Annotated in this window: 28 protein-coding genes and 1 CRISPR repeat array; of the genes, 8 read left to right on the forward strand and 20 right to left on the reverse strand. The window is 41.2% G+C overall.

What is annotated here, in order from left to right:
* The first annotated feature begins 165 nt into the window (after positions 1–165).
* Positions 166–300 (forward strand): YqzM family protein, encoded by a 135-nt coding sequence (locus NST18_RS09845; RefSeq protein ID WP_003393868.1) that lies wholly within the window; start codon positions 166–168, stop codon positions 298–300.
* A 48-nt stretch (positions 301–348) separates the two neighbouring features.
* On the opposite strand, the gene NST18_RS09850 is transcribed toward NST18_RS09845, so the two are convergent.
* The 3 genes from NST18_RS09850 to NST18_RS09860 are packed head-to-tail and all read right to left on the reverse strand — an operon-like array spanning position 349 to position 3,745.
* Positions 349–2,589 (reverse strand): DNA internalization-related competence protein ComEC/Rec2, encoded by a 2,241-nt coding sequence (locus tag NST18_RS09850; protein ID WP_064214136.1) that lies wholly within the window; start codon positions 2,587–2,589, stop codon positions 349–351.
* Between the two features lie 18 nt (positions 2,590–2,607).
* Positions 2,608–3,075, reverse strand: coding sequence for a ComE operon protein 2 (locus NST18_RS09855; RefSeq protein ID WP_004889439.1), 468 nt, complete (start codon positions 3,073–3,075; stop codon positions 2,608–2,610).
* Between the two features lie 46 nt (positions 3,076–3,121).
* A complete protein-coding gene (locus NST18_RS09860) occupies positions 3,122–3,745 on the reverse strand; it encodes a helix-hairpin-helix domain-containing protein (protein WP_192952125.1) in 624 nt (207 codons plus the stop codon).
* A 76-nt stretch (positions 3,746–3,821) separates the two neighbouring features.
* Here NST18_RS09860 and comER point away from each other — a divergent pair, with 76 nt between their 5' ends.
* The gene (comER, locus tag NST18_RS09865) at positions 3,822–4,652 is read left to right on the forward strand and encodes a late competence protein ComER (RefSeq protein WP_064214129.1); all 831 of its coding nucleotides are present in this window, start codon (positions 3,822–3,824) and stop codon (positions 4,650–4,652) included.
* A 60-nt stretch (positions 4,653–4,712) separates the two neighbouring features.
* On the opposite strand, the gene NST18_RS09870 is transcribed toward comER, so the two are convergent.
* The 8 genes from NST18_RS09870 to NST18_RS09905 are packed head-to-tail and all read right to left on the reverse strand — an operon-like array spanning position 4,713 to position 9,700.
* Positions 4,713–5,453, reverse strand: a complete 741-nt coding sequence (locus NST18_RS09870; RefSeq protein ID WP_064214130.1) for a class I SAM-dependent DNA methyltransferase — start codon at positions 5,451–5,453, stop codon at positions 4,713–4,715.
* Positions 5,450–5,806, reverse strand: coding sequence for a ribosome silencing factor (gene rsfS, locus NST18_RS09875; protein ID WP_064214131.1), 357 nt, complete (start codon positions 5,804–5,806; stop codon positions 5,450–5,452). The genes NST18_RS09870 and rsfS overlap by 4 nt, the downstream gene beginning before the upstream one ends.
* Entirely contained in the window at positions 5,803–6,378 is a 576-nt protein-coding gene (gene yqeK, locus NST18_RS09880) for a bis(5'-nucleosyl)-tetraphosphatase (symmetrical) YqeK (RefSeq protein WP_064214132.1), read from the reverse strand. The genes rsfS and yqeK overlap by 4 nt, the downstream gene beginning before the upstream one ends.
* On the reverse strand, positions 6,368–6,934 hold the full coding sequence (locus NST18_RS09885; RefSeq protein ID WP_064214133.1) for a nicotinate-nucleotide adenylyltransferase: 567 nt from the start codon (positions 6,932–6,934) through the stop codon (positions 6,368–6,370). Before NST18_RS09885 ends, yqeK begins: the two co-directional genes overlap by 11 nt.
* 10 nt (positions 6,935–6,944) lie before the next feature.
* A complete protein-coding gene (gene yhbY, locus NST18_RS09890; protein ID WP_064214134.1) occupies positions 6,945–7,238 on the reverse strand; it encodes a ribosome assembly RNA-binding protein YhbY in 294 nt (97 codons plus the stop codon).
* On the reverse strand, positions 7,232–8,062 hold the full coding sequence (aroE, locus tag NST18_RS09895; RefSeq protein ID WP_004889428.1) for a shikimate dehydrogenase: 831 nt from the start codon (positions 8,060–8,062) through the stop codon (positions 7,232–7,234). The genes yhbY and aroE overlap by 7 nt, the downstream gene beginning before the upstream one ends.
* A 16-nt stretch (positions 8,063–8,078) precedes the next feature.
* Positions 8,079–9,182: a ribosome biogenesis GTPase YqeH gene (yqeH, locus tag NST18_RS09900; protein WP_004889426.1), complete on the reverse strand. Its 1,104-nt coding sequence runs from the start codon at positions 9,180–9,182 to the stop codon at positions 8,079–8,081.
* A gap of 5 nt (positions 9,183–9,187) precedes the next feature.
* A complete protein-coding gene (locus NST18_RS09905) occupies positions 9,188–9,700 on the reverse strand; it encodes a YqeG family HAD IIIA-type phosphatase (protein WP_340721397.1) in 513 nt (170 codons plus the stop codon).
* 281 nt (positions 9,701–9,981) lie between these two features.
* Between NST18_RS09905 and NST18_RS09910 the strand changes: the two genes are divergently transcribed.
* Complete coding sequence (locus tag NST18_RS09910) at positions 9,982–10,122, forward strand: sporulation histidine kinase inhibitor Sda (RefSeq protein WP_035018531.1); 141 nt, start codon at positions 9,982–9,984, stop codon at positions 10,120–10,122.
* A gap of 10 nt (positions 10,123–10,132) precedes the next feature.
* On the opposite strand, the gene NST18_RS09915 is transcribed toward NST18_RS09910, so the two are convergent.
* Positions 10,133–10,930, reverse strand: a complete 798-nt coding sequence (locus tag NST18_RS09915; protein ID WP_004889420.1) for a phosphatidylserine decarboxylase — start codon at positions 10,928–10,930, stop codon at positions 10,133–10,135.
* 124 nt (positions 10,931–11,054) lie between these two features.
* On the opposite strand from NST18_RS09915, the gene pssA reads away from it, so the two are divergent.
* From pssA to motB, 3 genes are all read left to right on the forward strand, one after another.
* Positions 11,055–11,594, forward strand: a complete 540-nt coding sequence (gene pssA / locus NST18_RS09920; protein ID WP_004889418.1) for a CDP-diacylglycerol--serine O-phosphatidyltransferase — start codon at positions 11,055–11,057, stop codon at positions 11,592–11,594.
* Positions 11,595–11,710: 116 nt separating this feature from the next.
* Positions 11,711–12,511, forward strand: a complete 801-nt coding sequence (motA, locus tag NST18_RS09925; RefSeq protein ID WP_004889417.1) for a flagellar motor stator protein MotA — start codon at positions 11,711–11,713, stop codon at positions 12,509–12,511.
* Positions 12,495–13,250, forward strand: a complete 756-nt coding sequence (gene motB, locus NST18_RS09930) for a flagellar motor protein MotB (RefSeq protein WP_004889416.1) — start codon at positions 12,495–12,497, stop codon at positions 13,248–13,250. Before motA ends, motB begins: the two co-directional genes overlap by 17 nt.
* A gap of 28 nt (positions 13,251–13,278) precedes the next feature.
* On the opposite strand, the gene NST18_RS09935 is transcribed toward motB, so the two are convergent.
* Complete coding sequence (locus tag NST18_RS09935) at positions 13,279–14,595, reverse strand: TrkH family potassium uptake protein (RefSeq protein ID WP_064214137.1); 1,317 nt, start codon at positions 14,593–14,595, stop codon at positions 13,279–13,281.
* Positions 14,596–14,770: 175 nt separating this feature from the next.
* Between NST18_RS09935 and sigK the strand changes: the two genes are divergently transcribed.
* Entirely contained in the window at positions 14,771–15,484 is a 714-nt protein-coding gene (gene sigK, locus NST18_RS09940; protein WP_004889414.1) for an RNA polymerase sporulation sigma factor SigK, read from the forward strand.
* A 35-nt stretch (positions 15,485–15,519) separates the two neighbouring features.
* Here the strand turns inward: sigK and NST18_RS09945 are convergent, their stop codons facing one another.
* The 3 genes from NST18_RS09945 to tnpB form a co-directional block, all read right to left on the reverse strand.
* Positions 15,520–16,110, reverse strand: coding sequence for a DUF4405 domain-containing protein (locus NST18_RS09945; RefSeq protein WP_231110119.1), 591 nt, complete (start codon positions 16,108–16,110; stop codon positions 15,520–15,522).
* Positions 16,111–16,122: 12 nt separating this feature from the next.
* Complete coding sequence (locus NST18_RS09950; protein ID WP_231110118.1) at positions 16,123–16,284, reverse strand: hypothetical protein; 162 nt, start codon at positions 16,282–16,284, stop codon at positions 16,123–16,125.
* A 182-nt stretch (positions 16,285–16,466) separates the two neighbouring features.
* Positions 16,467–17,621, reverse strand: a complete 1,155-nt coding sequence (gene tnpB / locus NST18_RS09955; RefSeq protein ID WP_064214498.1) for an IS200/IS605 family element RNA-guided endonuclease TnpB — start codon at positions 17,619–17,621, stop codon at positions 16,467–16,469.
* A gap of 28 nt (positions 17,622–17,649) precedes the next feature.
* Here tnpB and NST18_RS09960 point away from each other — a divergent pair, with 28 nt between their 5' ends.
* A complete protein-coding gene (locus NST18_RS09960) occupies positions 17,650–18,153 on the forward strand; it encodes an IS630 family transposase (protein ID WP_340721400.1) in 504 nt (167 codons plus the stop codon).
* Positions 18,154–18,285: 132 nt separating this feature from the next.
* Positions 18,286–19,948: direct repeats of the CRISPR family, unit length 30 nt; unit sequence GTTTCAATTCCTCATAGGTACGATACAAAC.
* A 182-nt stretch (positions 19,949–20,130) separates the two neighbouring features.
* On the opposite strand, the gene cas6 is transcribed toward NST18_RS09960, so the two are convergent.
* The 4 genes from cas6 to cas4 are packed head-to-tail and all read right to left on the reverse strand — an operon-like array spanning position 20,131 to position 22,668.
* A complete protein-coding gene (gene cas6, locus NST18_RS09965; RefSeq protein ID WP_340721402.1) occupies positions 20,131–20,880 on the reverse strand; it encodes a CRISPR-associated endoribonuclease Cas6 in 750 nt (249 codons plus the stop codon).
* Between the two features lie 14 nt (positions 20,881–20,894).
* A complete protein-coding gene (cas2, locus tag NST18_RS09970) occupies positions 20,895–21,158 on the reverse strand; it encodes a CRISPR-associated endonuclease Cas2 (protein WP_035019157.1) in 264 nt (87 codons plus the stop codon).
* Positions 21,159–21,167: 9 nt separating this feature from the next.
* Entirely contained in the window at positions 21,168–22,169 is a 1,002-nt protein-coding gene (gene cas1b / locus NST18_RS09975; protein ID WP_340721403.1) for a type I-B CRISPR-associated endonuclease Cas1b, read from the reverse strand.
* A 1-nt stretch (position 22,170) separates the two neighbouring features.
* Positions 22,171–22,668 (reverse strand): CRISPR-associated protein Cas4, encoded by a 498-nt coding sequence (cas4, locus tag NST18_RS09980; protein ID WP_004889383.1) that lies wholly within the window; start codon positions 22,666–22,668, stop codon positions 22,171–22,173.
* Between the last annotated feature and the right edge of the window lie 18 nt (positions 22,669–22,686).

The following is a 22,686-nucleotide window of genomic DNA, read 5'->3' on the forward strand; positions in this document are numbered from 1 at the left end:
ATTTATTTAAACGTTGGAAAACAAGCCCTAGGAACTCGTTTATCCAACGGATATCCTTATCTTTTCCGATCTGACGCGAACTATTTGTGACAACTGTTGTCAACGATGTAGATTTTCTTTCTTTTTTCCCTTATACTAATGGGTGAGAAAATAGGAGGGATGGTCATGAACGAATTTGAAAAAAACGTTCAATGTACGCGCAACGACGCCGTTGACTCAGCTGTTGGCTTCATCGTATCATTCGGCTTTTTCGCCACGATGTTCATTATCGCCACACTTGTAAAATTTTTCGGTGCGTAATGGACACCTAAAAGAGATTGCGTGTTGCAGTCTCTTTTTTCTTGTATATTATGGCAAGAACGTCTGAATGGTGCTTATCCGCTTATGAAAACGAATGACGACCGCACCGTGTTCATCGGTGCGAAATATGCGCACGTGATCGTGACGTAAACGTTCGATGACTTCCCGATGCGGATGACCATATCGGTTGCGGCGGCCAGCTGAAATGAGCGCCACTTTGGGACGAATATGTTGTAAAAATGGTTCAGACGTTGACGTTTTGCTTCCGTGATGACCGACTTTTAATATGTCGACTGGCAACGACGGGTACGTTCTCATAATTTGTTGTTCCCCTTTTTCTTCTAAGTCACCTGTAAATAGCCAATATGCTCCTCCCATCCATGCATACAACACAATCGAACCGTCGTTTGTCGTCTCTTCATTTCCAAATGGAGAGAGAATGTAAAATTGCGCTTTCCCAACCGCCCAACGATCGCCACTTTTCACTATTTGCACACGAGCGCCTTTTTTGCTCGCTTGCTCAATTAACGTTTGTTCCAAATCGTTTCGTTGTTGTTGCATACCAACCATCAATTTCCGGACACGAACTGCTTCGAATACATCGCCCGCATCTCCAATATGATCAAAATCTCCATGTGTTGCAATAAGCGCATCGATCGTACGCACACCTTTGGCCTTTAAGAACGGAACGAGCACATCTTCTCCGACACGAAATGACTGCTTTCGCTTTTTCCACAATTCATCGGCAAACGACATCGTTCCCCCGGTATCAATGATATAAATCGCCTTTCGATATGGAAGTTCAATGTATATACTATCTCCTTGTCCAACGTCTAGCATAACCACTTCCCCGCTCGGACGAAAAAACGGTGAAATGAAATGGATAATAATCACAAAAATAAACGAAAAACGAAAAAGATGCGCTCGCTTTTGTTGTTCAAATGAAAGGAACAAAAGACAGATGGAGAGAACATAAGCAACGATCAACAACGCTGGCGGACGACCGAGCGTAAGCATCAACGTATCGGAAAGTGAAGTCACAAGTTCATTCGAATGAGCGATGACTGCCGCCAATCCATATATGATTAACGGGCTAAGAAACGGGATACATATATGGACAAATAACGCTACAAACGAAAGCGGCAAAATAATAAACGAATAAAGCGGAACAAAGATGACATTTAACGGGATCGATAAAAGAGACACTTCGTAAAAATGATAAAGCAAAAGTGGTAATGTACTCATTTGTGCAATAAACGATGTCGCAAACAACTGTCGAATAACAGAGCGTTGATTTTGAATGAATGAGGAACAAATGATTAGCGCAAAACAAACGAGGAAAGATAATTGGAAGCCAAGATGAAACATCGTATACGGGTCTTTTGCTAATAAAACGAGGCAAGCGATGCTTAATGAATCGATTGTGCGCAGACGAGAAGAAGCGAGAAAAAAGCAACTCGTCATAATTGCAGCGCGCATGACTGACGGTGCAGCTCCTGCTAAAATGACGTACAGCGGAATGCATCCAAGCAATATCATCGTCGCTCGTTCCCTTGTTATACCGAGACGAATGAATAAATAAAAACAACCACCGACAAGCAACGTCATATGCAAGCCCGAAATCGCAAGCAGATGAATAAGCCCTAACTTTTGATAACTAGCGAGTACCGTTGGCTCTATATCGCTTCGTTCACCATAAATGAGCGCTTGCATAAACGCACTTACGTCATTTGGAAAGTGATGTTGAATGTAGCGAATACCGTCTTGACGAATCGTCTGAAGCCGTTCCATCCATGTGATGTTGGCGCGCATACAACGTTCGAGTGAAGTCGGACGAACAATCCAATGTATGCGTTGGTGAAATAAATAGCGGCGATAATTGAAGGCATACGGATTAGTCGGCAAAGAAGGCCGCTCAAGCATCCCTTGGAGTGAACACGTTGTCCCTATTTGCAGTTCGTCCCATTGTCGCTTTTCTTCTTCTGTACGGAGACGATAAATCAGTTGCAGCCGTTCATTTTGCCATTGAACGACCGTCTTAACTCGATCGCCGTCAATATAAATCGGAGCAATGAATCGCACAAAAAAGGTTGTCTCATTCCCCGAAAGTTTCGTCACATTATGCGCATCTACCCATTTGCTCCATAACGAGAAAAACAAATAACAGCACATGCACGCGAAAAATAACGCTCGCTTTCGCCAGAGTAAAAAGAAACTATACACAAATGACAACACAAAACAAACAGTTGATTTTGTTAACATAGACAAGACGGCCAAAATGGCCGCCATCGCCACGTAAACGATATCTCATCTCCCCTTTGCGTGCAAAAATGTCGGAATGGATTCCATATCAAACGGGACGTGCTTGACCGTTACGCCTGCTTGTTCGAACAACTGCAAAGCGAACGGGTGGTTTTTATAGTCGTTCGCATAATAAACAGCTTTTATCCCGCTTTGAATGATCGCCTTACAACATTGTAAACACGGAAAATGAGTGACGTATATTTCCGCCCCTTCTGTTGGCACACCAAACTTTGCACATTGTAAGATAGCGTTCATTTCTGCATGAATCGTGCGTACGCAATGATTGTCGATGACATAACATCCTTCATCAATACAATGCGCCCCACCTGCGATCGAACCGTTATATCCCCCAGCAATGATGCGCTTATCGCGCACAATGGTTGCCCCGACGGCTAGCCTTGTGCACGTGCTACGTAACGCTAACAAATGGCTTTGAGCCATAAAATATTGATCCCATGTAATTCGCTCCATCTACTTCTCCCCCCTTGTCCATTATGCCTTTAGTTTATCGTCAATTTTAGCGAACGACAATTTGTTCTTTTATTTTTTCAAGCGATTTCGAACCGATTCCACTCACATTCAACAAATCTTCGACTTTTTGAAACGGTCCATGTTCCTCACGATATGCAATAATGGCGGCTGCTTTCGCAGGTCCAATTCCTTGTAACGTTTGTAACTGTTCAATCGTTGCTGTGTTAATGTTGATTTTTCCACTTGAACTGCCCGTTTGACTCGTTGTTTCCACGATGATGTCTTCGCCTTTTTTCGGCACGTAAATGACCATTTCATCATACACTTTCATCGCCAAATTTACTTTCGTTTCATCTGCTTCTTCGGTTAGCCCTCCTGCCAGTTGAATGACATCGTGAATGCGGCTTTCCGGTGCCACTTCATATACTCCTGCTCGTTTGACGGCTCCTTTCACATCGACAACAACGGAGGCTTGTTCCTCTACTTGTTGTTCTTGTTGTTCTTGTTGTTCTTGTTGTTCTTGTTGTTCTTGCTGTTCTTCTTGTTCTACCTGCTCTAAAGAGAGCGGTTGTACGAGGGGGTCCTCTTGTTGTTGAATGATCCAAATGGTCGCTCCAATGACAATTAAGCCTACATACACCCAACGTTCATACGTTTTTATCCATTTCATGCTTTCACCCTTTCATAAAAAGGATCGTTGTCGCATACATATGACGTATAGTGGTGACGGATAAGGGGGGATACCGTTGAATATAGGATTTATTGGAACAGGAAATATGGGAACGATTTTAATTGAATCGTTCATGAACGGAAATGCCGTAAAACAAGAACAACTATTCATTACGAATCGCACGCTTGAAAAAGCGTACAATATACAAAAACGCTACCCAAACATCCATGTGATGCCGACGAATGAAGAAGTCGTAAAACACGCAACGATTGTTTTTATTTGCACGAAACCGTTGCATATGCCCGATGTTCTAAAGCAACTTCGCCCGCATTTGACCGATCATCATTGCATCGTATCGATTACGAGCCCCATTTCTGTGCAACAACTTGAATCGCTCGTGCCATGTAGCGTCGCTCGCGTCATTCCGAGCATTACAAATCGCGCACTCGCTGGAAGTACGTTAATTACGGTAAGTGAACGTTGCACAGAGGCGGATCGGACAACGATTGAACATTTATTCCGTTCCATTTCTCGTCCAATATACATAGACGAGCCTATTACGCGCATCGCTTCTGATTTGGCAAGTTGCGGCCCCGCTTTTTTTAGCTACTTAATTCAAAAATTTATTGACGCAGCGGTGCAACAAACACCCATTACAAGAGAACAAGCGACGACGTTAGCGACAGAAATGATCATCGGGCTAGGGGCATTGCTTGAACAACAATTGTATACGTTGCCGACATTGCAGGAAAAAGTGTGTGTGAAAGGTGGCATTACAGGAGCGGGCATTGAAGTGTTAGAAAAAGAAGTCGGAGATTTATTCGTTCACATTTTTCAAAAAACGCACGAAAAGTTTTATGAAGAAACAGAAAAGGTGCGCCAACAAATCGACAATATTCGTGATTAACAAAAAAAATCCTGCTTATTTGTTGAAGAAAAATCCCAAAAGTGAGGCACTTTTGGGATTTTATTTTTGCGCAACGAAAAAAATGCGCTCACTTTCATTTGTCGGCTGTTGCTCTGTGAAGTCGGCCCATACGTGCAACAAGCGAAATCCTGCATCTTTTAGCCACGTTTCGTATTGTGCCACATCGTACGTCCGCTGCACGTGTATTTCATCTACTCGCTCATATACACCTTCCTCTAGTTGAACGAAAAACGTCAGCTCATGTTCAACACTATACGGCCGTGAACCCGGGTAACAATTCCATATATAACTTACTTGTTCATCATTACTTGCAAACGTCTCTTTCTGCAAAAAGATATGCTCCATTTTAAATAAAGAATGAACATCAAATAAAAACAGTCCGCCCGGTCGCAATTGATCATATACGCGCGAAAACGTGGTGATGACGTCTTCATCTTCCAATAAATAATTGAGTGAGTCGCAAAAAATAACGATCGTATCGAACGGCTCAAACGGTCCGAAATGACGCATATCTTGTTGATAAAACAAAACATGAACCCCGCGCTCTTCTGCTTTCATTTGCGCAATAGTCAACATTTGTTCCGACAAATCGACACCAGTGGCGTCAAACCCTTTTTCCGCTAACCGAATCGCAAGTTCCCCTGTACCGCATCCGAGATCAAGCAGTCGTTTTCCATTGTGATACGAAGTAACCGTTCGTTCAACGAGGGCACACCACGCATCATATGGAGCATCGCTCATTAATTGATCATACCAACTCGCAAATCGTTCGTACGTCATGCCCCAAGATCACTCTCGATCCGCTCAAGCGGTGCGTCGCCCCATAAGCGTTCAAGATTGTAATATTCGCGGTCTTCTTTATGGAAAACGTGAACGACAACATCCCCTAAATCAACTAAAATCCAACGCGCCTCGTCAAATCCTTCAACACGTTTGACTACAACACCATGCTCTTCTGCTTTTTCTTTAATTTCACGCGCGATCGCTTGTACTTGTTTATCGGAATGACCGTGACAAATCATAAAGTAGTCAGCGACAAGCGAAATGCCTTTCATATTTAACGCTACGATGTTTTCGGCTTTTTTGTCATCCGCTGCTTGTACTGCAATACGTAAAATATCTCGTTCTGTCATGAAGAAACCTCCTTCAATTTTTTAGCTATATCATTATACGTATGGAACGTATCTGGGTAAATCGGTTCGCGTTTGTCCATTAAAAATTGGATCGTATTTTGAAGCGCTCGAAACAGCGCACGATCTAGATGTTCTCGCGCCAACACACGCACTTCGTCAACACCAGGAAACGAACGATTCGGCTCAATATAATCCGCAATATATACAATTTTCTCAAGCAGCGTCATATTTGGACGTCCTGATGTATGATAACGTATCGCTTGTAAAATGTCTTCATCTTGAATGCCGACTTCCGTTTGGACTAAATATGCCCCAACAGGCGCATGCCATAACTCTGGGCTATATGCTAACAAATCTTGGGGCATATGTTGTTCGATAATGATGCGCTTCATTTCTTCTTTTGTGCGGAATTTTGCATAGTCGTGAAAAATTGCCGCCAATTCCGCTTTTTGCACATCAGCTCCGTACAATTTCGCCAGTTCAATGGCTGTTTCCATCACGCCTAATGTATGAATATACCGTTGCTCTTTTAATTGTGTGCGCACGATCGCTAACGCTTCTTCACGTTTCATACAACCGATTCTCCTTTATATATAATTGAACCGCTTCCGGCAACAAATACGTGACACTTTTCCCACTTTGAATCCGCTCACGAATAAGCGAAGAAGAAACCGCAAACGTCGGCACATCCACTTCGATGATCGGATACGGTGTACGAAGAGAATAGCCAGGCCGTTTCACCCCGACAAATTGCACAAGCTGAACAAGTTCGTCAATTCGATACCAATTCGGTAAATATTCAACCATATCTCCACCGATAATAAAGTAAAACATCGTATCCGGATATCTTTGCTTCAACAAAACGATCGTATCGTACGTATATGATCGCTCTTTTCGTTCAAGCTCAATCGTTTCAACGCGAAAGTGCGGTTGATTCGCAATCGCCGCCCGCAACATATGAACGCGATGCACGTGATCCGTCACCTGTTTATCTTTATGAGGTGGAATGTAATTTGGCATAAACCATATTTCATCGAGCTGTAACTCCGTTCGTACATCATCCGCAATTAATAAATGTCCGTAATGAGGCGGATCAAACGTCCCACCTAAAATGCCCACTCTTTTCACTTCGTCTCTCCTATGTTGGTAATACAATTTGTTTATGTTCACGTGATTCTTTATACAACACGATCGTATGCCCAATCAGTTGGACGACTTCCGCCCCTGCACCTTCCGCTAATTGCTCTGCCACTACTTCTTTTTCTTCTTCGCAATTTTTTAATACACTCACTTTAATCAGCTCTCTTGCTTCAAGCGCATCGGCAATTTGCTTAATCATATTGTCATTGACGCCACCTTTTCCCACTTGGAAAATCGGTGTTAAATGATGAGCTAAAGAACGTAAAAATCGTTTTTGTTTTCCTGTTAACATGTTTTTCCTCCTAACTGTTGTATCACAAGTTGTTCCATTCGTTTCGTATTTGGAAAGATCCCTGTCCACTTTTCGAACGCTAGTGCACCTTGATAGACGAACATGCCTACACCGTTTTGCACGCGCGCCCCTTTTTCTTTTGCTTCTTGCAAAAATTTCGTCATGAGTGGATTGTAAATAATGTCGCTGACGATCGTCCCGGTTTTTAACGTTTGAAGGGAGATCGGCATCGTATCGACATGTGGGTACATACCGACAGACGTTGTATTAATGATGATGTCGTACGCTCCTAACCGTTCTTCTGCTTGTTCAAGCGAATACACAGCTGACCGTTCTTTTTGAATAAACGCCTCTGCCTTTTCCATCGTGCGATTACATACATCAATAGCAGCTGCTTCATGTTTTAAAAGAGTAAAATAAATGCCGCGTGCCGCTCCGCCTGCACCGATAATCAATATGCGTGCGCCAGATAATTCAATGTTCATTTGCTCGCATAACGCTCGGACAAATCCTTCACCATCTGTATTATAGCCAACCCATTTTCCATTTTCATTAACGACTGTGTTTACTGCCCCCATTTGCTTAGCCGTTTCATCAAGCTCATCCATATATTCCATCACCGCTGTCTTATGCGGGATCGTCACATTAAACCCAGCGCATTGTAACGCTTTTAAGCCTTGTACCGCCTCTTTTAACATATGCGGTTCGACGTGAAACGCATGATAATGCGCATCAATATGTAACGATTGAAACGCATCGTTATGCATAAGCGGCGACAACGAATGATGAACAGGACAGCCGATCAGCCCAAACAATTTCAACATCCTCTCCCCCTTTGTGTTAAATGAGCGACTTCCGCAACATGACACCAACGCCTTTTGGCGCATATGCGATGACTTGTGCCCCAGGCTCGTGACACGTCACCCAGCCAAGCCCTGAAAAAACGATATCTGTTTTTGGTTCTTTTAACGTAAAATGATGGGCGACAAGCGGTGGCAATTGCTCGCAATAGCTTTTGCGCGGCGGCTGCAACAATTCACCAAGATGTCTTTCATACAATTCATCGGCATGTTCACGTTTCGTTCGATGAATAAATAATTCATTCGACATATAACATACAAATGGACGTCTCCCACCACTTACATAATCTAATCGAGCAAGCCCACCAAAAAACAACGTCTGTTGTTCGTTCAATTGATATACTTTCGGCTTAATTTCTTTTTTCGGTGTAATGACTTTTAAATCTTTCTTGTCAACGAAATGCGCCATTTGATGATGGTTTATAATTCCCGGTGTATCATAAAGCGCTGAGCCATCATCGAGTGGAATTTCAATCATATCAAGCGTTGTCCCTGGAAAATATGATGTCGTAATGACATTTCCTTTACCCGTCGCTTCTTTAATAATACGGTTAATAAACGTTGATTTTCCAACGTTCGTACAACCGACAACATATACGTCTTTTCCGTTGCGATACTCGTCAATCGCCGTCATGACTTCCTTCATACCATATCCTTTATGTGCACTAACTAAAAAAACGTCACGCGGCTGTAAGCCAAGTTCTCGTGCAGTTTGTTTCATCCAACGCGTGACCTTTTCATGTTTGACGGACTTTGGCAACAAATCCACTTTATTGCCGACAAGTAACACATCTTTTTTTCCGACAAACCGATGCAACCCTGGCAACCAGCTTCCATTGAAATCGAAAATATCAACGATTTTCACGACAAGCCCATCTGCTTGTCCGATGCCGTGCAAAATGTTTAAAAAGTCGTCATCTGTTAATGATACGTCTTGCACTTCGTTGTAATGTTTTAACCGAAAACAACGTTGACAAATAATCGGATCGCGTTCAAGCGCTGAAGGAGGCGCATATCCAATTTTTTTTTCATCTTCTGTTTGAATCGTTACTCCACATCCAATACAAATGACTTGTTCACTCATTTCGATCACTCCCAATGAATCATACCTTTTTTTCGCATGACATTTAAAATTCTTCGTTCAATATTTCGATTCACACGCGTAAAAAAGCCGTCTGTTTGTGCAACAGGGACAACTAAAATCGTATGTAATCCGATCCGATTGCCGCCGAATACATCGGTAAGAAGCTGGTCACCGATGACGACAACCTCTTCTTTTTTCAGCTTCATATCGTGCAACGCTTGTTGAAACGCTCGCGTTAACGGCTTGCGCGCTTCGAAAATGAACGGAATGCCGAGCGGCTTCGCGAACGCTCCCACTCTTTTTTTATTGTTGTTTGACACGATTGTCACTTGAATGCCGCTTTGTTTCATTTGTTCAAACCAACTGACAACTTCCGGCGTCGCAAGCGGACGATCCCATTCAATTAACGTATTGTCTAAATCGGTAATAATCCCTTTTATTCCTTTTTGTTTCAAATGTTCTGGCGTAATCTCAAAAATACTTTTCGCATGTTCGTTTGGCAAAAAATATTTTAACATACTTCCTCCATCCTCCCCTGTTTTTTACATAAATAAACAAATTGTAAAATTTTTCGACAAAATCCAACATTTTTCACATCCTGTGGATAACTTTATACACATCATCCACACGCATTTTTCAACATTCCATCACCTTTATAAACAATAAATCCACAACTTATCCACCATCACATGTGGATAATCAGAACGATTGTTCTTATTTTCGATTTATGGTAAAGTGAAGATGAACCTACCATTATATGTATACCTTCATTCATGTATACGTTAAGGAGGCGAAAAAAATGAAATGTTTACCTGACGACTTATTAATTGAATCATACTACAAAGCGAAAGAATTGCAACTGAGCCCAGAGTTTATTCAACTGATCGAACGAGAAATTGTCTGCCGTCGTCTTCACCATAAGCTAAAGCAGTCATCATAAGTTCGGGCTCTCACTCGCTTTTTTCTTTTAGACCGAGGAGCCCGAGCCGTTGTCCCACTTTAACTTCTACCGGCGGAACAATTTGCTCATCTAACGTGAATACTCCTTTTTCGAACAACAATACGACCGTTGAGCCGAACGAAAAATATCCAATTTCTTCTCCTTTTTTGACGTAATCATGTTCGTGCGTCAGCTCAATGCTATTTACAAACATCGCTCCGACTTTCACAATTGCCGTATGCATACCATTTGTACACAGTTCGGTAATTCTTCTGTAATTTTTAGAAAGTGGAGCCTTGCCATATTTCAATCCAAGGCGGTTTACAGGGTATGACTTCCCACCGAGCTCCCACTGCTTCACTACCTCTCCACATATTGGACTATGAATACGATGATAGTGACTCGGACTTAAATACAAAATAATAAACGTACCGTGCAAATACTTTTCAGCGATGCGATCATCGCCAAGCATTTCACGTATAGAGTACGTTTTTCCTTTGACGATGATTTCTTTTTGATCCGTAATGATGCCAACATCTTCAACAACTGCGTCCACAGGGCTGACGACGCTATTCGGATGTTCATCAATTGGGCGAAGTCCTTCTTTCAGCGTACGGGTGAACAGTTGTTGTAGCGTTTCATATTCATGCAGCTTTTTTTCCATTTCTTCTTTATTAATTTTGTATACTTTCGCATAAGATGAAATGAATAACCGACTCCATTTCGATCGTGTGAACGAAGCGAGACATTTCGATGTCCATGCATGATTTGTCAATTCAATAAATAGTTGATATAACCATTTAACCAACGATTTCCCCCCCACAAGTAAAGAATATCCTTTACTAGTTTGCTTATTATCAATAAAATATTAGTAACCGAGTGATATTTTTGGCAAGTGGGTCAGCACGATTTCAATAAAGGAGTGAACTTATATGTTTTTATCCGACTATATTGATCATACCATTAAAAAACTTAAAGCGCATACGGCAAACGTATTGACGTTAACAAACTTAAGCTTAGGCGGTTTCGCGATTTTATTTGCGGTAAAAGGCCAGCTGAACGTCTCTGTATTATTTATCTTTTTAGCTGCACTTGCCGATCGTTTTGACGGAACAGTCGCTCGGAAGATGAATATCGAATCGGATCTAGGCAAACAATTGGACTCAATGAGTGATATTATATCATTTGGAGTGGCACCTGCACTATTGCTTTATCAAGGTTTATTGCACGAATTTGGCGCACCTGGTTCGTTCTTTACAATTTTTTATATCGGTTGTGGAGCATTTCGCCTTGCAAGATTTAATGTTACCGAAAGCAACGGGTATTTTATCGGCTTGCCGATTACAGCAGCAGGATGTTTATTGACGCTAAGCTACTTGACGATTCATTACTTCCCACCTTACGTCTTTATTTTTATTATTTTCACGCTTTCTCTTTTGATGGTTGGCTCATTTAGGCTAAGGAAAATTTAACCCTTGAAGGTTTCCTCTTCAAGGGTTTTTTCGTACAAATTTCCCTTTTCAAACATTCGGATAAATTATATGATAAACTTGGATTTATTTTTCATTCTACAACTAGAGGTGATACCATGGACCGTACGTCCTTAATCGGGCTCATTCTTGGCATTGTCGCTGTCGGTGCCGGAATGGTGTTTAAAGGAGTTAGCCCAGCTGTGCTCATTAACCCTGCGGCGATTTTAATCATTTTATTAGGGACAGCGGCCGCAGTGACAATCGCCTTTCCAACGAAAGAAATTTCGAAAGTGCCGAAATTATTTGGGGTTATTTTTAAAGAGTCAAAAACGCCAAAAATTGAAGAATTGATCCCACTTTTCGTTGAGTGGGCGAACATCGCTCGCCGCGAAGGATTGTTAGCGTTAGAAGCAAAAGTGGCTGAAATTGATGATCCGTTTTTGCGCAACGGATTAAGTTTAGCCATTGACGGACAGTCACAAGAATTTATTCGCGATGTCATGACGGAAGAAATCGAAGCGATGGAAGAACGTCATTTAGCGAATGCGACGATTTTTACACAAGCAGGAACGTATGCTCCTACACTTGGGGTACTTGGGGCCGTCGTTGGGTTAATCGCTGCCTTACAAGATATGTCTGATATTGAACGTCTCGGTCATGCGATTAGTGCGGCGTTCGTTGCGACACTTATGGGGATTTTCACCGGATACGTCCTTTGGCATCCATTTGCGAACAAATTAAAACGCAAATCGAAAGAAGAAATTAAAGTGCGGCAAGTAATGATCGAAGGGGTACTTTCCATTATTGAAGGACAAGCACCGCGGGCGATCGAACAAAAACTAGCTTCTTACTTGCCGATGAGCGAGCGTCAAAAACTTTTAGGGCAAGGAGCTCAAAATAATGGCGAAAAAGCATAAAAAACATCATCATGAAGAACATGTCGATGAGAGCTGGTTAATTCCGTACGCCGATTTATTGACGTTATTGCTTGCATTATTTATCGTATTATTTGCGAGCAGTCAAATTGACTCGAAAAAGTTTATGGAAATTGCGCGCGCCTTCAATAGCGTATTTACAGGCGGTACAGGAGCGTTGCAATATTTAAGCCCTATTGAGCGGGAAGAAATGGACTCTGTCATTAAAGACTCGCCAAATCAAAAACCGTACGTTAAAATTTCAAAAGAAGAATACGAGGAATTAAAAAAGATTCAAAGTAAATTTAACGAATACGTGAAAACGAGTCAATTAAGCGGTAAATTGTCTGTCGCCATGACTGAAGAAGGGCTGCTTGTCACCATCGCTAACGACGTATTGTTCGACTCAGGAAGTGCCGATATTAAACCGCAATATCGCGATGTCGCCAAAAAAATATCAAACTTGCTTGTCATGAATCCACCGCGCAACATCGTCATTAGCGGACATACGGACAACGTACCGATCAACAATGCGAAGTTTGCTTCAAACTGGGAATTAAGCGTCATGCGCGCCGTTAACTTTATGAAACTATTGCTTGAAAATACAAAATTAGACCCGCAACTATTTAGCGCAAAAGGATACGGTGAATTTAAACCGATCGCATCTAACGCAACAGCTGAAGGACGAGCGAAAAACCGACGGGTAGAAATTTTAATTATGCCGCAAGAACCGGCACAATAAAAGCGAGGGGATGCTCCCTCGCTTTTGTTCATCCTGTCAATATATCGCCATTCGGGTAACGAATATTTGTTTTTTTCGGCTTCGCAATCGAATAAACAAGCGTCAACGGGCCTAATTTTCCAAACAACATGACGCCGATGATCAGCATTTTTCCTACTGCTGACAAATGCGGAGTCATATTCATCGAAAGCCCAACGGTCCCAAATGCAGATACAACTTCAAATAAAAGAACTAAAAATGGAGCATCTTCGGTAAGCGTTAAAATCATCGTGACAAGGAAAATAAACAACATGCTCATCGATGCAATCGCTAACGCACGCAAAATGATTGTATGACGAATAGTACGCTGCCAAATGACCGTTTCTTCTTTCCCTTTTAAAAAGCTCACCACCGCAAAAACGATCACCGCAAATGTCGTCAGTTTAATTCCTCCACCTGTCGATGTACTTCCTGCCCCAACAAACATAAGGAAAATCATAAGCATCGCTGTCGGTTGTTCTAGTGAGCCAATATCAATCGTATTAAATCCTGCCGTTCTTGGTGTAATGCCTTGAAAGTACGCTGCCCATAGTTGTTCGCGAAACGGAAGCGAACCGAGCGTCTTCGGGTTATTATGTTCAAATAAAAAGATCGCAACAATCGCTAGAACGTTTACAATAAGCGTCATCACTAACATCAGCTTCGTATGGAGGGATAACTTTCTCCAACGGCGTTGGTACAATACATCAAATACGACTGTAAAACCGAGTCCCCCAACGATGATTAATAAAGTGATCGTCACGTTGACAATGGGATTGCCGACAAAGCGTGATAAATTGTCAGGCCATAACGCAAATCCAGCGTTATTGAACGCGGCGATCGTATGAAAAAGGCTGTAATATAGCCCTTTCGCCCATCCCATTTTCGGTACCCAATCAATAGCTAGCAAAATCACTCCAATACATTCCATAAACAAAGAAAATAACAGTAAATTGCGCGCCAAACGAATGACACCGCCAAGCGATGGCTGATTTAACGCTTCTTGCATCAACATGCGTTGCTTCATTCCGATTTTTTTTCCAAGCACAATGACGACGAGCACCGCAAACGTCATAATCCCAAGCCCACCAACTTGAATGAGCACCATTAAAACAATTTCTCCAAATAAGGTAAATGTAGATCCTGGATCAATCGGTGCTAATCCGGTTACCGTTGCGGCAGATGTCGATAAAAAGAACGCATCAAGCCAGCTAATGTCCTTCTCTGTTGCAATCGGCAACTTTAATAACACCCCACCGACAACAACGAGAAAAAGAAACATAATTGCTAACAACTGCGGTGGGTTGAGTTTTAACGGTTTTGTCATTCCTTTTTGCACGACTCATCCTTCCTTCACATCATGTTTTTATATTTCACGATTATATATCATTTTCTTCATTAAACAAAGAAGGAAAAAGAAAATAAAGTGTCCAAACACGAACAAGTTTTCTAATGCATATACATACATAAGCAACAAATGACCACCTGTGAGGTGAACGAACATGGGCACGATTTTTTCTGCGCTTGCTTTGTTTGTAAAAGAGCTCGTCTTTTTAGTTTCTTATGTAAAAAATAATGCCTTTCCACAACCGCTTGATGCAAAAGAGGAAGCGATGTATTTGAAACAGATGGCGGAAGGAGATGAACATGCTCGAAATAAGCTGATCGAACATAATTTACGTCTCGTCGCTCACATCGTGAAAAAGTTTGAAAACACAGGAGAAGATCCAGAAGATTTAATTTCAATTGGCACGATCGGGTTAATTAAAGCGATCGAAAGCTACTCAACCGGAAAAGGAACAAAGCTTGCCACGTATGCTGCCCGTTGTATCGAGAATGAGATTTTGATGCATCTTCGTTCGCTAAAAAAGACGAGAAAAGACGTTTCATTACATGACCCGATCGGGCAAGATCGCGATGGAAACGAAATTAGTTTATTGGATGTATTAAAATCGGAAGATGAAGATATTATCGATATGATCGAAAAAAGTAATGAGCTCGAAAACATCGCCCAACACTTACATGTACTTGACGATCGCGAACGCCAAGTGATTATTAGCCGCTTCGGTCTAAACATGCAACCGGAACGCACCCAGCGCGAAATCGCAAAAGAACTCGGCATCTCCCGCAGCTACGTTTCACGCATTGAAAAACGGGCGTTAATGAAGCTATATCACGAATGTTATAAACACGAGAAAGGGAAAAAAGAATCATAATAAAACAGGTGTCCTGCCAACCCAGGACACCTGTTTTATACACGAACTTGTCGTTTATGACGCATTCGTTTTTCGATGTAGTAAACTGGAACAATCACAACCGCCCAAAATGTGAAGTGTCCCAAAATAACAAACAACGGATGGCTGTTTCCATGCCGTTCTTTATATGGAAACTCTCCTTCACGAAACTTTTCAGGTGGTGGAAATGTTTCGCTCGCTTGTGCTACCTTTTGCTCAAACTTCGGCTTAAACGCCTCATTAGGCTTTACATTGGTTGCTAGCCACTGCATACTTCCTATAAATAACGCAAGAATAAGGACAGAAGTCACAATCGCCTTTTTGTTCCAATTTCCTTCTTTTGTTTTCAACATTTTCCGAAACACGCCCATAATCCATTGCCAATGCAATGCGATATGCACCCCAACAAGCAAAAGCGTCAATTTCGCAAACACATCATGTATCTCACGCAACGCATGATTTTCGCCACTAAGAAGATGTGGAAACACAACTTTCGAAATCAGAATACCTGTCACAATAATCCCCGTCATCGAAAGAAGCAATAATACATTTAGCAAAAAACTAAATCTCGTTTTCCCCGAAAGCGAACGATCGAATATTTTTTTCACCGTATGGACAACCTATTGATAGTTTAATCCAATATGCACAAGCACAGCGACACCAATCACTAATCCTGCCACTTCATGAAACAGTAAGCCATTAAACACTCGCGGATTCATCAACAACACAAACGTAATCGCCATCGATACGTCTAATATTATTTTTACAATGTTTTTCTTCAACACACATCCCCCCTGATTCACCATATCATGCACCATGTACTGTAAGTATACGAGTGAATGGTGAAAAGTAGGTGAAAAGGGGGAAGTTTTTGTCCAAATAAAACCTATCTATATGAGAGTATCGACTTTACATCCCACTACGTTCAGTTGAACTACCGCTAGGCTAAAGCCATAGCGGATTCCTACGAACACCGAAAGTTTTTTCGGTTATTTAGTAGGCGATCCCCACAGTTCCTGCGGTTAAGAAGCCTAATGGCTTCGTTTTTAATATTGATACTTGCGTTCACATCTCGGTCGTGATGAGTATGGCACACAGGACATTCCCATTCACGCAAAGCAAGATGTTTCACGTCTTTGTTTTGATAGCCACAGCACGAACAAAGCTGGCTAGACGGAAAGTTTTTTGCTACGGTTACGATCTGTTTCCCATACCATCTAGCTTTGTATTCGATCATGGCTTTAAACATTGACCAAGATACCTCTTGAATCGCTTTTGCAAGGTTATGATTTTTTAGCATATTAGCTATCGACAAATCTTCCATCCCGATGATGTCGTGGTTTTTGACAATCTCGGTGGAAATTTTGTGTAAGTAATCATGTCGTGCATTTGTCATTTTTTCGTGCAATCGTGCAACTTTTATTCGTTGCTTATTCCAATTCGAGCCACCTTTTTTTCGTCTGGAAAGAATACGTTGTGCTTTTGCTAGCTGTTCTTCTAGCTTACGAAGCCATTTCGGGTTGGCGTACTTTGTTCCATCAGAAAGAACGGCGAATTCCTTCAACCCAACATCGATGCCAACGGCTGAACCCGTTTTAGGCAACGCTTGCACGTCAGTTTCAACCAAAATGGACACAAAGTATTTCCCGCTCGGATTTCGTCTAATCGTAGCAGACAAGATACGCCCTTCTACTTCACGACTTTTAGCAAAACGAACAAGGCCAAGTTTAGGTAGCTTGATGTGTTGATCTAGCACAGCAATATTCCCATTTGTATGCTTAGTTGTATACGATTGCACAGCATTCTTTTTAGACTTAAAGCGCGGTTTGTCGTTTTGCTTTTTAAAAAAGCGATCGTACGCATCATCTAGATGTTTGAGTGAAGATTGAAGCGCAATGCTATCCACTTCTTTTAACCAAACGAATTGTTTCTTTAATTGCGTCAATTGAGAAGAACAAGCGTTGTAAGTTAATCCCTTGCCCGTTTGCTTATAAGCATCCTCCCATTTCGCTAAAAAATAGTTGAATACAAAACGCGAGCAACCGAATGTTTTCGCGATTAATACTTCTTGTTCTTTATTTGGATAGATGCGAAATTTGTATGCTTTGTTGACCAACATTGACTTCACCTCCTTCCACATGTTTTATGTGGATGAGACACATGTTCGTGCCTATCAAGCGCTACGTACGACATGGGCAGAAGTAGGAAATCAAAAACACGTGCCGAGCTACGGTCACCACGCCCACGTTTCTATTTTTGGCGCCGTCGATGTTCAACAAGGCGATGTGGTATTTCATCGCGCATCATCCGCCAATGCCGAAACGTTCCTCGACTTTTTGCGCCGATTGAAAGAGAAATATGCCGATCGATTCCTCGTGCTTGTGTTAGACAATGCGCGTATTCATCATGCCAAGATGGTGCAAGCCTTTCTTGATGGCGAGGAAGGCGATGCTTTTCATTTCATCTTTTTGCCACCGTATTCTCCACAGTTAAATCCGATTGAATGGCTGTGGAAATGGTTGAAAGATGAAGTGATTGCCAACGTTTTTCACAAGGATCAAAATGACATTGCCCAATCCATTACTCGCTTTGAACAGCACGTCTTACAGCACCCAGATGAGGTGTTACGCCGCATCGGGTGTGCTGCGTAAATCAGAGGTTAAAATGCCAATTTGGATGTATATAGAAAGTGAAGAGGGACAAGCACAATACCGCCAACGTCAAACTAACTAAGTACTATACAAACTTTTTACTGTAGAAGCGCTGACTAGTGACCAATACGAGTTTCAATTCCTCATAGGTACGATACAAACAGTGCAAAATTAATCGAAATCCGTGAAGATGAAAAAGGTTTCAATTCCTCATAGGTACGATACAAACGCCGACAACGAAGAAGGAAACGCACCATTTGAACCGTTTCAATTCCTCATAGGTACGATACAAACAATATTTCCGTGATACGAATGAATTATTCATTCTATTGTTTCAATTCCTCATAGGTACGATACAAACCAGGTTGATCTATTAAAGCGTTGTACTCGTATGCGTGTTTCAATTCCTCATAGGTACGATACAAACTCGATTCGTTGAGATTAACAACAACCCTTACGCTGTGGGGTTTCAATTCCTCATAGGTACGATACAAACTCTACTAACACCATTCTTTTTAACGGTGTCTCTTGTGCGGGTTTCAATTCCTCATAGGTACGATACAAACTTTCTTAATCCAATTAGGATACCTATCCAACATTTCCTCGTTTCAATTCCTCATAGGTACGATACAAACCAAGAACCGACATTTGAAAAACCATCCGAAACATTACGGAGTTTCAATTCCTCATAGGTACGATACAAACTGATGAGCACAAAAGAAGCAGCTGACCGTTGGGGAATGTTTCAATTCCTCATAGGTACGATACAAACAATTTGAAACGCGGAAATAAAGTCGTTTTACTTCGCGTAGTTTCAATTCCTCATAGGTACGATACAAACGCATAATAATAACCACTACTTTTATTTTTTAAAATCGCAGTTTCAATTCCTCATAGGTACGATACAAACGTATTTCGGCCATATAGAAATACAATTGAAAAGTTTGGTTTCAATTCCTCATAGGTACGATACAAACTGAACAAATTTGATCGTATCACAAATTTACTGCATTACTGTTTCAATTCCTCATAGGTACGATACAAACTATTGAAAGATTGCTCGGCATGTTCATCGCGAAGTTGTAGGTTTCAATTCCTCATAGGTACGATACAAACTGATCGCGAACAACATCAACAGCCACGCCCATTTCTTCGTTTCAATTCCTCATAGGTACGATACAAACTAAATAAGGAGGAGTTTGAAAATGAAGCTTAAAGTTTTGTTTCAATTCCTCATAGGTACGATACAAACTTCTGAAATCATCGTATCACCTCATTCGTCAACTTGCGAGTTTCAATTCCTCATAGGTACGATACAAACAGAAAAATAAGGAGTACCATAACCAGGACGGTAAAGTTTCAATTCCTCATAGGTACGATACAAACTCAATATACACTTGACCATTTTCATCAACCTTAAAGAAGTTTCAATTCCTCATAGGTACGATACAAACTCGAAACATCGAAATTGAGAAGAAGCGCGAAAGTATACTGCGTTTCAATTCCTCATAGGTACGATACAAACGAAAACAGGAGCAGAAAAATAATGAGTACCAGGACGGGTTTCAATTCCTCATAGGTACGATACAAACATCAGCGCATTATATTCGTATGCGTCAAACGCTTTGGGTTTCAATTCCTCATAGGTACGATACAAACTACCTTGACACTGGGACCCTGCTCCCTTTGGAAACCCGTTTCAATTCCTCATAGGTACGATACAAACTTGGCCGCGTTTCATGTTTGTAGCCGAAGTTGGTGACAAGTTTCAATTCCTCATAGGTACGATACAAACCCCAAAAAAGCGTTGATAAATCAACATATGGAAAAGCTATACAACTCTATTATATATCCATCCGAAAATTCAGTCAATACTCTGTATTTATTGATATCACTAAAAAATTCGCATAAAATAAACTGTCGTCGATCCCCCGGGGTTTTTGCACGATTGGAGGTCGACGACAGCTGTGAAATGTTTCACTTTTCTTTTATGATGCGGAACATGCCGAATCCTTGTGAGTTTCGTCCACCGATACCTACACGGTACAAAAACGTTAAATTTTCCGGAGAAGAAATGAGCTTATACCGCCCTTTCCACGCTGTAATGTAAAAGCCTTTAAAGCTCGTTACGACCCGATCGCATTTTCGAACATCGACAGGTTCGATGAGTAGCCGATCGCTTGGTGGAACACCGTAATATGCTTCATATTTGTTATAAAAATTCCGTTCTATTAAATGTGAAAACACTTCGTCGTCCGGATCAAAAAACTGTGTTTTTTTCTTTCCATCCAACGTCTCGTACGTGCTATATACCGTCATCGGTGACAACATATCTATTTCAATTTCACTCTGTTCAATCGTTCGCTTTTCCGTTTCAACTCGCTCAATGATGACACGTTGATCACCGATGTTTACATATGGCTGAAGCAACAAATACTCCCCTAACTGTTGCGTCAGTTCAAGAAGCACAGTGCCAATGTGCCATTGAAATGAATCAATAAATGTGATCATTTTCGTACGATGTTCAATATGATGATCACCAAACAGGCGACTAAAAGTGAACAACTTAAACGATCGTTTTTCTTTCTGAAATCCATGATCATGTAAAAAATGAGCAAATGCTTTATCACTTAGTGACTGATATATTAACCCTTGTAAATATTGCTGGTAATGAAGCGGAAGGGATACCGTTCCATCTGTTCCTCGCAATGTAATCGTTAATCGCATTCGTTTCTTCCCCTCTACAAAATAAATTCCTCTCCGCCTTTTTTCAAACCAAACTCTTCACGCTTCGAATATTTTTGTGTACGAAACGTGTAAAAAATAACAGAGTCCTCATTCGGATGCATAATGGCTTGTAGTTCAATTTTTAGCTTCTTATAATTTGCTTCTGATAGCTCCCCTTCAAACACAGAATTTTGTACCCAATGAAGATATTTACGGGCAATTTTTAACGCTTTCGCTACGCGCTTCTCATTAAAATCATAAACTAAAATAACAAACAAATCCATCACCTACCATTTTGCTGCGTACGGTTCGTACTCTTTTTCCCCTAACAAATGTTTCTGAATTTTATACAACTCAAGACGGATGAGTCGTCGATACGATACAGATTTTCCTAAATGACGATGTTGTACCGTCGTTTGCATCTTCTTTTCTAACTCGCTCACAAATATTTTTCTTCCTTCTTCTGACAATAATATACCGTCCGTTAGCTTATCGAAATGCTTTTTTACTAGCATTTTTTTGTTAATTAATGAAAAAATGAGACGATCAACAATAATAGGCTTAAATATTTCGGCAACATCTAGATGAAGTGAAAACCGCCGAAAATTCGTACTATGCAAAAAACCAATGCGGGGATCTAAGTACGTTTTGTATATTTCACTCAAACACATCGTATACACGATGGAATTTCCAAAGCTAATGAGTGCATTCAAGCGATTATGCGGTGGGCGCTTTGTTCTCTTTTCAAATACGAAATCAGGGTGACGAATAATCGTATCAAACGTACTATAATATTTTTCACGCACATGCCCTTCCAATGCCATCAATTGCCCGACCGATTGAGCGTCAGAAAGCAAAAGTGACTCCTTTTCGAAATCATGTAGTACGTTATCAAAAACATCCTTCGCCTCTAAACGAGAACGGTAATATTTTAGCACGCGACCCATTTGCTGGATCGATCCCTCAATAAATCGGCGCGCCAAATTTAAACGCTTCCTCCCATCCAAATAGTGCTCCGCTTGTTTTAAAATTACATGCCCCGCGTTCAAATGTTCGCGCGGATAAAACGAACCAACATAATAACCATAATGGTTAAAATAATGAACGATAATTTGCTTTTGTGAAGCAAACTCAAGAAAGCGCTTCGATACATCGACTTCTCCAAAAATGTATATATCACTTGTATTTTCAACAGGAATATACTTTTTTCGCCCTTCTGTTTCGAAATACAAGCTATGATCTTTGCGACGCAACTCACCATTTTGAAAGATGTACAATGTTCGTTTCATTTCATTCCTCCGCCCAACAATATTCTCGATACGCACATTTTGCACAAAATTGGATTTTCTTTGGTTTCGGTGGTACTGGCATACGCAAGATGCGCTGAATTTCCTTAACCGCCCGCTCTAGCTCCACCCTTGCTTCCTCCGTCCATTCAACCACTTCTTTTTTCCGTTCTTCTGGAAAAAGCAGCTCCCCCCTTGCCTCAATTCCCATTCGACGTAAGTAATCCAAGTAGTACAAAAGCTGCATAGTTGCACTTTTCATATATCGCGACGATTTTTTTACTTCTCCCACAACAAGTTGTCCATCTTCTTGACGAACGCGATCAATCACAATATTTCCAAATGATAACTCTTTTTTATTTCTCCGATAGTATATTTCCGAAATAAAACGCCCAAGATCAAGTGATTCATCTTCCTGATCAGGTGCGATTTGATGTTTCATCAACCAAACTTCACGATGACAAATGTAGTAATACCATATGTCTGTCCCAGTTACAGGCATGTTGTAGTCTTCCATATA

The organism is Anoxybacillus sp. FSL W8-0104 (assembly GCF_038004465.1).
In the GTDB taxonomy this organism is placed as follows: domain Bacteria; phylum Bacillota; class Bacilli; order Bacillales; family Anoxybacillaceae; genus Anoxybacillus; species Anoxybacillus flavithermus_G.